The sequence below is a fragment of the Candidatus Eremiobacteraceae bacterium genome (assembly GCA_035295225.1).
In the GTDB taxonomy this organism is placed as follows: Bacteria; Vulcanimicrobiota; Vulcanimicrobiia; order Eremiobacterales; family Eremiobacteraceae; genus JABCYQ01.
Window position 1 is genome coordinate 67,908 of sequence record DATGJI010000059.1, and the last position, 12,040, is coordinate 79,947.

General features: G+C 63.4%; 10 protein-coding genes. 4 read left to right on the plus strand and 6 right to left on the minus strand.

The window, feature by feature from the left end; all coding sequences use genetic code 11:
• The first annotated feature begins 64 nt into the window (after positions 1-64).
• Together VKT51_12735 and VKT51_12740 are read left to right on the plus strand one after the other, a co-directional pair.
• Complete coding sequence (locus VKT51_12735; GenBank protein HLJ85032.1) at positions 65-919, plus strand: PaaX family transcriptional regulator C-terminal domain-containing protein; 855 nt, start codon at positions 65-67, stop codon at positions 917-919.
• On the plus strand, positions 909-1,883 hold the full coding sequence (locus tag VKT51_12740) for an MBL fold metallo-hydrolase (GenBank protein ID HLJ85033.1): 975 nt from the start codon (positions 909-911) through the stop codon (positions 1,881-1,883). Before VKT51_12735 ends, VKT51_12740 begins: the two co-directional genes overlap by 11 nt.
• 383 nt (positions 1,884-2,266) lie before the next feature.
• Here the strand turns inward: VKT51_12740 and VKT51_12745 are convergent, their stop codons facing one another.
• Positions 2,267-3,118, minus strand: a complete 852-nt coding sequence (locus VKT51_12745; protein ID HLJ85034.1) for a 3-hydroxyacyl-CoA dehydrogenase NAD-binding domain-containing protein — start codon at positions 3,116-3,118, stop codon at positions 2,267-2,269.
• Positions 3,115-3,567 (minus strand): hypothetical protein, encoded by a 453-nt coding sequence (locus VKT51_12750; protein ID HLJ85035.1) that lies wholly within the window; start codon positions 3,565-3,567, stop codon positions 3,115-3,117. The genes VKT51_12745 and VKT51_12750 overlap by 4 nt, the downstream gene beginning before the upstream one ends.
• On the opposite strand from VKT51_12750, the gene VKT51_12755 reads away from it, so the two are divergent.
• Positions 3,566-4,051: a GNAT family N-acetyltransferase gene (locus VKT51_12755; GenBank protein ID HLJ85036.1), complete on the plus strand. Its 486-nt coding sequence runs from the start codon at positions 3,566-3,568 to the stop codon at positions 4,049-4,051. The two genes, VKT51_12750 and VKT51_12755, sit on opposite strands and share 2 nt — an antisense overlap.
• Positions 4,052-4,271: 220 nt before the next feature.
• On the opposite strand, the gene VKT51_12760 is transcribed toward VKT51_12755, so the two are convergent.
• From VKT51_12760 to VKT51_12775, 4 genes are read right to left on the minus strand one after another with little or no spacing between them, the layout of a single operon-like run.
• Positions 4,272-7,781 carry an AAA family ATPase gene (locus tag VKT51_12760; protein ID HLJ85037.1) on the minus strand — a complete coding sequence of 1,170 codons (3,510 nt, stop codon included), beginning with the start codon at positions 7,779-7,781 and terminating at the stop codon, positions 4,272-4,274.
• 55 nt (positions 7,782-7,836) lie between these two features.
• Positions 7,837-8,862: a multicopper oxidase domain-containing protein gene (locus VKT51_12765; protein HLJ85038.1), complete on the minus strand. Its 1,026-nt coding sequence runs from the start codon at positions 8,860-8,862 to the stop codon at positions 7,837-7,839.
• On the minus strand, positions 8,859-9,944 hold the full coding sequence (locus VKT51_12770) for a multicopper oxidase domain-containing protein (GenBank protein ID HLJ85039.1): 1,086 nt from the start codon (positions 9,942-9,944) through the stop codon (positions 8,859-8,861). Before VKT51_12770 ends, VKT51_12765 begins: the two co-directional genes overlap by 4 nt.
• Positions 9,945-9,970: 26 nt before the next feature.
• Positions 9,971-11,332 (minus strand): hypothetical protein, encoded by a 1,362-nt coding sequence (locus VKT51_12775; protein HLJ85040.1) that lies wholly within the window; start codon positions 11,330-11,332, stop codon positions 9,971-9,973.
• A 191-nt stretch (positions 11,333-11,523) separates the two neighbouring features.
• On the opposite strand from VKT51_12775, the gene VKT51_12780 reads away from it, so the two are divergent.
• Positions 11,524-12,030 carry a hypothetical protein gene (locus VKT51_12780; protein HLJ85041.1) on the plus strand — a complete coding sequence of 169 codons (507 nt, stop codon included), beginning with the start codon at positions 11,524-11,526 and terminating at the stop codon, positions 12,028-12,030.
• Positions 12,031-12,040: the final 10 nt, after the last annotated feature.

Here is a 12,040-nt window from a genome sequence, read left to right on the forward strand (position 1 = left end):
TGTATGTTATAATTCGCACGGTCGTGCAAATTTTGACGTACTCGATTGTACCAGGTCTGGCTAGGTGACGCAAGGCGGCGAGCAGCGGCCTGCGCTCGCGCCCTTGCGGCCGCGATCCATGCTCTTTACCCTCTACGGCGACTACGCCTATCCGAGCGGACGGGCTATCGGGCTGCAAGCGATCGTCGCGATGGCAGCGCAGCTCGGGATCGGCGAGGTCGCCGTGCGCTCGGCCGTCGCTCGCCTCGCTCACCAGGGATGGCTGCGAGCGGAGCGAGACGGGCGCCGCGCACAATACGGGCTCACGGATGTCGGTCGACGACTGATCGATGAAGGCACGCGTCGCATCTATCGCTCCTCGCCAGCAAAATGGAATGGCGCGTGGTGTCTGCTCACCTATTCCATCCCCGAAACCAGACGGTCGCTCCGAGATCGCATGCGGCGGCAACTCGCGTGGCTTGGGTTCGGGGCGATGGGCGGCGGAGCGTATGCGAGCCCGCGCGCCGTGTCCGATGAAGCCAAGGAACTCCTTCGCATGCAGGGCGTCGAATCGTTCGCCAGGATCTTTCACGCAGAGTTTCGCGGTCCGGGTTCCGACGCCGATCTGGTCCGCGCTTGCTGGGACCTCGCATCGATCGGACGCCGCTATCGCGCGTTCGAATCGCATTACGCGCCGATGTTCGCGCGTGACCGGCGCCGCATCCGCTCGGGGCAATTGCCGGACGCCGACGCATTCGTCGTACGCTTCGCGCTCACACACGACTTCCGGCGCTTTCCTTTCATCGACCCGGACCTGCCGAAAGAACTCGTGCCGCGCGGCTGGCCTGGGTTTCGAGCGCGTTCGCTGTTCGAACGTTATCACGCGCTGCTGACCGACGGAGCGTGGCGCTACTTCGGATCGGTCGCAGATGGCGACTGAGTCGACCGTGCAGATCGCGCCCGACATCTGGCGCATCACGCTCCCTCTGCCGTTCCGGCTTCGCGCCGTGCATCTATATCTCGTCCGCGGCGCAGACGGCTACTCGCTCATCGACGCGGGTTTGGATACGCCGGCCGCTCGTTCGTCATTCGATGAGGCGTTGCGGCGATTGGGGATTCAGCCTTCGCAGATAACGCGGCTGTACGTGACGCACATGCACCCCGATCACATCGGCATGTCCGGCCGTCACGCTCGCGCCGGCGCCCGTGCGTTCATCATGAAGGACGAAGAGCGCCGCGCGCGTTACGTGTGGGGCAGCGCCCCGCTCGAATGGGCCGAGTATTTGCGCAGCCATGGTATGCCGGAAGCAGCAGCGGCCGGCGCGACGGGCGCTGCTGCAGATCTGCGCGCGTGCGTCACGCTGCCGCCGGTTTTCGAGCATCTCGCCGACGGCGACATCGTACCGCTCGGCGATCGCTCGGTCCGCGTCGCCTGGACGCCGGGGCATAGCGACTATCATTACATGCTGATCGACGATGCGGCGAAAGTGATCTTCGCGGGCGATCATCTTCTGCCGACCATCACTCCCAACATCGGGCTCTATCCCGAGTGCAGGCCCGATCCGCTCGGCGATTATCTTGATTCCCTCGGCAGGTTCGACGAAGAGTCGACGTATCGCGTGCTGCCCGCGCACGGCGAACCTTATGGTGAGCTCCCTGTAAGAATCGCACAGCTCAAGGCTCACCACGACGAGCGGCTCGCGGGCGTGCGCGAGCGGGTCGTCTCGGGCGGTGCTGGCGGTGTCACATCGTTCGATGTCTTGCGACACTTCTGGGGCGACCGGCTCTCGCCGCACGAAGTCCGTTTTGCGATCGTCGAGATCGCCGCGCATTTGGAATATCTCCGCTTGCGCGGCATGATTGCACGCGAATCGGCCGGCGCGATGCACCGCTACCGGATGTAGGGCGGACCTTTATGGTCCGCCGGTGCGGATGTAGGGCGGACCTTCATGCTCCGCCGGCGCGGATGTAGGGCGGACCTTCATGGTCCGCCGGTGCGGATGTAGGGCGGACCTTCATGGTCCGCCGGCGCGGATGTAGGGCGGACCTTCATGGTCCGCCGGCGCGGATGTAGGGCGGACCTTCATGGTCCGCCGGTGCGGATGCAGGGCGGACCTTCATGGTCCGCCGGTGCGGATGTAGGGCGGACCTTCATGGTCCGCCGGTGCGGATGTAGGGCGGACCTTCATGGTCCGCCGGTGCGGATGTAGGGCGGACCTTCATGGTCCGCCGGCGCGCCATAAAGGCGCGCCCTACAATTTCCGGTGGCGCGCCATAAAGGCGCGCCCTACAGTTTCCGGTAGTCGTACACACCTCGGCCGACTTTGCGGCCGAGGCGCCCGGCTTTGACGTACTTCACGAGCAGCGGGCAAGGCCGGAATCGGTCGCCCAAAGCGCCGTGCAGATACTCCAGAATCCGCAGACGTGTGTCGAGTCCGACCAGATCGACGAGTTCGAAGGGCCCCATCGGATGGTTGAGCCCTAGCTTGAGCGCTTTATCGATATCGCGAGCCGACGCGACGCCTTCCATCAGCATGTAGAACGCCTCGTTGCCTATGAGCGCGTTGATGCGGCTTGTGGCAAAACCGGGCGCCTCGTTCACGAGAACGGTCTCTTTACCGCAGGCGGCGGCGACTTGGGCAGCGATTTCGTACGCCCGATCGGATGTCTCGAGCCCGCGCACGATCTCCACGAGCTTCATGATGTGCGCGGGGTTGAAGTAATGCATGCCGATGACGCGAGACGGATCGGCGAGGGCCGCCGCAATCTCGGTGACGGAGAGCGCCGACGTATTGGTGGCGAAAATCGCATCCGGCGTGCATGCCGCCTCGATCTCGCGCATGACCGCGTGCTTCAGCTCCATCACTTCGGGAACGGCCTCGATCACGAGTTCGGCCGCAGCGGCGTCGCGCAGCGTGCTGGAAGCCGTGATGCGCGCACGCATCGCGCGTGCGTCGGCTTCTGTCGTCTTCCCACGCGCGACACCGGTCGCGAGATTCTCCTCGATCTTGCTCAAGCCGGCGGCGACCGCTTCCGGCGACGCATCGATCAGGCGGACCTGAAATCCGCCGGCGGCGAGACTGTGCGCGATTCCGTTGCCCATGACGCCGGCGCCCAAGACGGCGCACGTCTTGATCACGGCGAAACGTCGTCGCGCTTTGAATGCATGCTGGTCTGCAGCCAGTCGATGCCGCTCGCGTACTGCGCCATCTGGCGCACCGAAAAGGCAAGGCGCTCCCAGACTTCGTCGCGGCGAACGCAGATGTCGCCGCGCTCGACCGCGCCGACGAACGCCTGTGCTTCGCGAACTTGGCTGCGGGCGCGCGGCCACGAATTGCGAAGCCCCTCATCCAAAGGCAGATACGCACCGAGGCGCGCGACGAGCGGCGCCGTCGCCGCGTCGGGATCGGCAAACGAGAACTCGAGCCGCGCGAGCACGTATTCAGCGATCGCCTTGTTGAAACTCGTGAACAACAGCCGAAGTCTTACCCGCATCGCGACGAATCGCTCCTCTTGCTTCAGGATGTGCGCCCCGCGGTGGCGAACGGCGCGGCCAAACCGCACCGTTTCTTCGAGCGAACACGTCATGCATCATGCTCGGTCCAATCCCGTTGAAATCACGACGCGCCGCGCTCGCTCGCGCGACGCTGATGCCGTCGTTCGAATCGCGGTCGCGGCTTACGAAACCACTGCGTGGCTCGCTCCGCTGCCGCCGCTGACGGCGGCGGAAGTTCAGGCGTTTATCGCGCAGCGCGGTAACGCGGCATTCATCGCGAGCTGCGACGGGCGTGATGTCGGCACGATATCGAGCGCGCGCGAGGGCGTGGTCACCCAACTGTTCAGACTGGGTGTTGTCGAGCCGTATCGCCGCCGGGGGATCGGTGAACGGCTCGTTCGCGAAGTAGAAGAGACGGCTCGAGCTGAAGGCGCGGCCGTCGTCTATCTCCAGACGTACCGCGAGCTCGGCCTGATCGACTACTACGAACGGCTCGGCTATCATATGGACGGGGAACAGACGGACCCCTTCCAGAGCACGGGCTTGGTCCGCATCGATATGTTAAAGGTTTTCTAATTTTCCGAGGCCGACTCCGACAATTCGTTTGTGATGAATTCGAGGACGTCTGCAAGGCCCGATACGTAGAGCCGGCGCCCGGACGGTACGTGCTGGACCGAGCCGCGCCAAGCGTGTCTTTCGCTCGGCAGTCGCGCCGGCCACATCCGGACCAGGAAGACCTGATCGCGAGAATCCCGGTCATCATCCATACTTAGAGACTACCAGACGGCTGTGCGGCTCACGTGCGAGCGGAGGCCAGGATATCGCGGTTTATGTCGATGGCTAAGAACGCCTCGCGCATCGCCGGTTGGCCGATCTTCGCGGCGAATTCCTCGAGGGCGCTCACCGCAAGAGCGCCCGCCTCCTCCGCGCGCCGGCGGTCACCGCAGGCCTTATAGACCTGCGATAGCACCCAGTGGATGTATTGGGGCCAGAACGCCCCATCCAACGACCTCGAGGCGATCTTCGACAACTCGTCGGCCGCGGAGCGGGCGTCGTCGAGCTTCCCGGCCTGGAGATATGCGAGCCCAAGGTCGGACAGATCGTCGGCGAAGTCGCCGGGCTCTTGCACGTGACGGCGAATCGTGATTCCAGCGTTCATGTGCGCGATCGCCTCTTCGTGAGCGCCAAGCACGCGCTCCGCGTTTCCTAGATTCGCAAGAGCGGCCGCCTCGAAGACCGGGAAATCGATCTCGCGCGCTTCGGCAAGCGCGCGAGCGGCGAACTCTCGTGCCGCGCGCGCGTCGCCGAGATGCAGATTGATGAAGCTCATATTCACGGCGTTCGCCACGATCGTCCGCCGTTCTCGCACGACCTCGAGCAACTCGTTCGAGCGAGCGATGAGGTTCTTCGCTTCTTCGAAGAGCCCGAGACGCATGGCCAATATCGTTTTGTTCGTCAGCGTCGTCGCAAGGCCGCGGCGATGCCCGATCAAAGCGTACGTGTCCAACGCGGAGGAGAACTCGGCGACGGCCTCTTCGTAGAGTCCCAGCCACGCTGCCGTGACCGCGATCCGTGCGCGCGATGCCGCCTCCGCTTCTCGGTCGCCGAGTTCGACATTGAGCGCGAGAGCCTCGCGCGTGAAATCATAGCATTCGCGGTAGCGCTGATGCAGCAGCGCTTCTGTGGCGATGACGGCGAGCGCGCGTGCTTGCGCCGCGCGGTCGCCAGACTCCGCAGCCAATGTGCGCAGGAGGGCCAGGGACTTGTGCGCGGCTTTGTAGTCGCCAAGGTTGGTCGCGGCATCGACGAGCAGCCAAAGGCACTCGATTTGTTTCGCGACTTGGCCGCTCGACTCGTAGAGTTTGAAAGCGCGGCGCGCGTGCGGCACGGAGTCTCGCGAGCGGCTTTGTAAGAGCAAGTGCGTCGCTTGCTGCAGCGCGGCATCCGCACGCTCAGCGGCGTCGCCCGATTTGCGCGCCGCACTGCACAGCTCGTCGATAAGCTTCGTCTCTTCGTCCGACGCACCGAGGCTGCGTGCCAGTTTGATGCGCCTGCGCAGGATATCGGCGCGCAGCTTCGCCGCCGTTCGTGCGTCGCAGTTGCTTTCATCGACGAGCCGCTCCAGCATATCGATATCCCGGCGTTGACCCTCCCGATCGCCGCGCCGGCTTCGCAAGTCTTCGGCGAGCTGGACGAGCGGTATGCGAGCGGCGGCATCGGGCGTGCCCGCGATCGCCTTTTCCGCAAATTCCAACGCTTCTTCGTTGGCGAAGAGGTTTGCCGACCTGCGCGCGGCGATCGCGTACCACCCCGTCGCTTGCTCCGGAAGGCCGCCCAGTTCGAAATGAAACGCGAGGTCGCGCGCGATCTCGTCGCGGCTCTCGCCGACCGATCGTTCGAGCACGACCGCCGCCCGGGCGTGGCGTCGCGTGCGCGCCGGCGCGTCGATAGATTGATAGATCGCATCGGCGATGAGGTGATGGGAAAACGCGTAGTCGAACCGGCTTCGCGAACCTGCATCTCTGATGATCGCACGATCGAGCAGTTCGTTCATTCCGTCGCTTACGAGAGACGGGTCGAGACCGCTCACCTGGCGCACGACCTCGATGTTGAACGCCTGGCCGGCGACGGCGGCGATTTCAGCGACAGCGCGAGCGTTTGGGGAGAGCCGCGCGATGCGCGACGCGACGACCGCCGTGCTCGAAGACGGGCGCGCTCGCCCCGTCTCGACATTGCCGGCGCGGCGCTCCGCTAGTTCTGCGATCGCTTCGTTCAAGAAAAACGGGTTGCCCTCGCTTGCGCCGTAGAGATCGTCGGCGCTATCCTCTGAAGGGGCAAGCGATGCGGCCGGCATCGTCTGGAGCAGCCCGCGGATTTCGTCGCGACCCAATCTCCCAAGCGTGAGGTGGCTTGCCAAGCGCTGACCCGTCAAATCGCGGATCGCCGCGCGTAACGGGTGCCCGCTCTCGATGTCCTCGTCGCGGAATGTGGCGATCACGAGCAAAGCCGATCGAGATGCGCGACGAGCTATCGCGATCAAGGAATCGATCGTGGAATTTCCGGCCCAATGAAGATCTTCTAGTCCCAACATCGCGGGCCTAACGCGCGCGAACTCGATCGCGTAGCGGGCAAGCGCGTCGAGCAGGCGAGTCGCTTCACGCTCGGGCGCCAACGGAGGCGGGACCCCGAGGCCCGGAATTTGCGCGCCAAGTTCCGGGAGGACTTGCGCGAGAACGGCGAGGGAAGCCCGATCGGCGGGATCCATCTTCAGCGCCGGTAACGCACCGCGCAACGCATCCACAACACACTGATACGGTGCCGCCTCCGGATAGGAGGTCGATCCGACGGCCACGCGACCGCCTTCGGAATCGACGATCAGCGCGAATTCGGACAGCAGCCGCGTCTTGCCGATTCCAGCCTCGCCGCCGACGAAGACGACCGATCCGGCGCCGCGTGCGGCACGGCCCCACATCATCCGCAAGTGGTCGAGTTGCTGTCCTCGTCCGACGAATGGCAACCCTCGAAACGCTTGTCTGTGGTTGGAATCTTGCGCTACGGGTGCGTCGAGCGCGCCGGGAAGCACGGCGTTGCGTAGAATGGCGTCGCGCACTGCCACGGTCTCCGGCATGGGTTCGACGCGCATTTCGGCGCGGAGTTTTTCGGCGAATCGATCGAACTCCGCGAGCGCGCCCGATGCGTCAGCCGACCCGTAACGAGCGGCCATGAGTTGGCGGAGCGCATCTTCGCGGAAAGGTTCTGCGGCGAGCAACCGCTGCGCGTACCGGACCGCATCCGAGAATTCGCGCCGGCTTCGATGCAGCAAGATCAATCTGCCGAGCGCGGCGAGATACGTGGAGCGCAGCCGCTCCCGAATCGTGACAACCCAATCATCGTACGAGTTGTCCATGAAATCGCCGCGGTAGAGGTCCACTGCCTGCGGGAGCGATTCTGGTTCCTTTGCGAGCCGCTCGAATTCGGCCACGTCGACGAAGCATTCGGCAGCTGGGTTCCAGCTCACGCTGTCGGCGTCCGACGCGATCCAAAGTCCGCCGTCCGGTAACTTTGGGAGGGCCTTGTTCATCAATGAGAGGTAGCGGCGCAGTTCGGCGAGCGCTGTTTCTTCGGGCTCGTCGGGGAAGAGCGTGAAGGCTAAGAACGGCCGCGAAACCGACTCGCCTCGGTGCACGACCAAGTACGCCAAGAGCGAAAGCGACAGCTGATGCTTCGCGAATTTCAGCACGTGGTCGCCGGCGAGCACGCGCGGTTGACCGAAGAGGAACACTTCCAATTGCGAAGCCGCGGGCATCGCCGCACTTTCAATCAGCCGCGAGGTCGGCCCTCGTAACCGCGGCTGCTATCCGTCACGGCAACACTTGATAGCGAGCCTCCATGCCCAACGACGCGTGATCGTCTTTGCTGCACATCAGGAGCCAAACACCTGGATTGTCCGGGATCATGTCCACGACGTCCTGATGGAATACCAACGGCACCGCGTCGGCCCTATTGCCTTGGAAGACAACCGTCTCACCGCTCCATGTCGGGGTGTGGCCGTCGAAGCCGTTCATCGTTGTAAGCAGATACCAGCGGACTCTCGCGCGAGCGTGAATCGCCGGCATCGGCATGTTGCCGTAGACGTATCCGTTGATCGACGGGAACGCGTTGTCGCCGGTAAAGGTCTTCGCGTGAGAGCTGATACCTCGAGCATTGACGACCCGATCTTGGAGATTCTGGGTGACGAGCGGGCTTTGATCTTCGAGTTGCGACGAGAACAACGTGACGATTTCTTGGTCGACGTCAACCGGCGACCCATCGGCACGAGCGTCTCCGCGGCGCGTGACGATCAGCGGACCGATGAGCGCGGCGCTATCGACCGTGGCTTGTTGGACGTCGGAGATATACGCCCAGACAATCGAACTTGTATCCATCGCGGTGGGCCCGTCGGCAGCGGTGACGGACCAGCGATACGTGCGCGTGGCACCCGGTTTCACCGCCGTAGGTTTTGGTGTGGAGACCGCACCGCCTGGTGCGATGTCCACCGAAAGGTTCGTGTTATTGCGAAACACGATGACGATCGTATCGCCGACTTCGGCGTGAATCGTCGGTCCCGTGAGACCGAGATAGCGATCGGATATCGGAACGGGCAAGAGCTGGGTGAATGACCCATCCGTGTACTCACGATAGATCGCTTTGTGATAGACCCAGCCTAGTTGTGCGGAGCGGAGGGCACGGAGCGGCTTCCCCGAGATGATGTTCCGGTTCTGCGGTGCGTAGTTCCAGAGCACATCATCGGCTGCGATGTAGTGAACGCGGTCACGCGCAGCGGCCGGCGCGACAAAAAAGAGCATGCCCGCGACGAAGACGACGGCAAGAGCTATGAGCTTCTTCATGGCTGCACCCGGTAACGGGCTACCATCCCTCCGGCGAGATGGATGTTGACATGGCAGTGGAACAGCCACGTGCCCGCATTGTCCGGAGTCATGTCGGCGACGGTCATCGCCATCGGCCCCAGCTGCGCCATATCGGTGCGCATGCCGTTCACCACGACGGTGTTCCCATGCCAATGCGGCGCGTGAAAATCGAAGTCGCTCATGGTCGAAAGCAGATACCAGCGGACCCGCTCGCCGATGCGCATGCTCGGAACCGGCATGTTGCCGAATGAATATCCGTTGATCGTCCACATGTCGTCGTCGCTGGTGGCGAAGTTCCCGGGCGGTTTGACATGGCGCGGATTGATGTGCGGGTCGCTGATGTTGGCCTGGAAATAGCGGCTCGAGCTCTCATCGAATTGGGCGAACATGGCAAATATCTCGCGATCGACGTCCTTCGGCGATCCATCGGGTTTCGCCATGCCCTTCGCCGTCACCACGATGGGCCCGATCGGCCCCGTGTTGACGTCGCCCACCTCATCTTGGTGCGAGTGGTACATCCACACGACCGAACTGCCGTCACCAGCGGCCGGTCCCGCGCGCTCCGGCACTTGCCAGGTGTACGTGAACGTCTGACCTTGCGGCACGCTGTCGCCGTTTTTGTTCCAGCCGGAAACGCCGTCCTGATACGGCGCTCCCTCGGAAGATTTCGTGTAGAACAGTCCGTGCGCGTGCACCGTCAACGGGAATCTTGCATTGTTGCGAAACACCACGACGACCGTATCGCCGACTTCTGCGTGGATGACGGGCCCCAGCAGACCGAGATACGCATCCTCGGGAGATCGCGGCTTCAATGTGCGGAACGTGCCGTCGACGTACTCCCTGTAGATCGCCTTGTGGAAGGACCATCCGAGCTGCATCGGTGCGAGCGGCGGCAGCGGTTTTTGCGCGATGAGGTCCTCTCCGCTCGGAGCGTAATTCCAGACGACCTCATCGGCCGCGATGTAGTACGTCCGCGTGCGCGCCTGTGACGGGCTCGCGCATGTCAGAAATACGGTGCTTCCGACGATCGCCGCAAACGCGGCAGCCCAAGTCAATCTCAACACTCGTTCCTCCGGCTTTCGCGATATCAGGCGTGCGCTAAACGCTGCGAGGACGGCCGCGAAATGATGGTGGACATCGGCAGTCGCGGTGCGCGCTCGCCGTAGCGTTTTGCGACGATCCGGTACTCAAAGGTCAATGTATCTCGCCCGTTTCGCAGCTCGCGGACGGCAAAGCCGCTCGGCGTGCGCTGCGCGACATAGAGACCGTTGCAGTCGCCTTCGGGTGTCACGGAGACGAGGTACGAAGCGCTTGCGTCTATGACGTTTGAGAATTTCGGATCGAGAGGTACGTACGCAAATCCGTTGGCCAGCGTCCCTTCGCCGTTATCCTCTATTGTGGGCTCGGACTCAGACGGCGTGTATTCGGTGACCGCATGTAAGCGCTTGCCTCCCGCGATGCAACCGGCTTGGCAGCCGCCGTATACGATGAGAAACCCGCTGACATACATGTCGCCTTTGTCGTCCACCACAAGTTCCTCGGCACCGCTGTTGTCTCTCACCGCAAACACCTCACTCCCGGTGCCCACGCCGCCGCCGTAGAGTGCGAGTGCGTCGTTCGAACTTATCGTGTTGACGATTTTGCTGCCGGTCCCGGATATATTGAGATTGCCGCTCAGGCTCGTGCTGCCGAGCGTCGCCGAACCGAAATGACCGCTGGACGCCGTAAGACTGCTGGCGATGCTGACATTGCCATGCGAGTCGAGATCGAGCGCGTCTCCAGACGGACCAACCGCTTGGATGATCTTGTTGTTCGAACTCGACGTGTCTTGAAGGTATAACTCGGGTGCTGAGGTGTTCGGGCCTTGATTCGCAAACAGCGCGGTTCCGGTCTGCGCAAACGCATAGACCGCGTTTGCTGCCGCCGAGGTCACATGCAGACCGTCGTTCGCCGGCCCGCCATCGGCGAGAACGCCGGCGGCTCCATTGTTATGCCCAGTCGCGGTGCTGCGGCCGGCGACACCAAACCCCGTCGAACTGTTCTGACCGTACACGCCGCTCCCGAAAGTGCTCGATGAAAGGCCGGCAACGCCGTTCTGGCCGGACGAGCCCGTGGTTCCGGTGACGCCCGTGCCGTTGACCGACGTGCCGGTGACGCCGCTATCGAGTTGTCCGCTCGTGCTCGCATCTACACCCAGCACCCCGGACTTGCCGCTGGTCTTACCGGTGCTGCCGAACTGCGTTCGGCCTTCGAGCGCCGTGCCGTTCGAGGAAACGCCTTTGATCGCGTCTCCGTTCTTGCTGTTCACCCATTGCAGGCACGGCGCCGAAGATGCGCACGAAAGAATCGACTCCATGGCCGCGCGCGCGGGCCCGATGGATGCCACCGCGGCAGTCACCGTGAGGCCGACAGCCAGGCACAGCGCGAACCGAACTCTCCAACCTTGCATGATCTCTTCTCCGTTGCGACGTCGATGGCTCTGAACTGTCTTGAGGCTATCACGAGTGCGTTCGAGCGGCGTACGAACCCGCCGAGCGGGCCTCCGAGGCGATGCACGGCGGCCGCACGGCGCGCTGGTAGACTCGCGTCGTGGATGCAGCGCACCGCTTCGTTGTGCGCGCGGCTTCGGGGAGAATGGCAATGCGAAGAGCTTTTTGGATGTTCCTGATCGTGGCGGCGGCGCTTGGCGCCGGCGCGCAGCGGTCTTCAGCCGCGGAAGGTACCTCTACGCCTATGCCGGGCGGCGCCTATCAATTGAGCGGACTCAGCGGCACGATGTCGTCGACGCTCTTCAACGGCAAGATCCGGATCAAGAAGATGTCGTTTCGGACGGCGACGCCGCAGGAGCTGATCCTGACGGCAGGCCAGACGGGCGTCGTGTTCTCCTGCATCGTGTCGAATGGCACGAACGAACGCCGCTCCGGCTATCTCGGCGCGTCGCTCGTCGACTCGGACGGCATCGTGGTGGATTCTTATGGCGGTCCCATGGAATCGCTCTACGGCTTGGAACCGGGCGCGGCCGCACGGCAGTCGTTCCGATTTCTTCTCAATGACGGGTTCAAACCAGTAAAGCTGGTCTTGATTGAACTTGGAAACGGGCCGCAGCCGGTGTTTCGGATCGCGTTGAAACCAAGCGATCTACCGTGACCTCGGAACC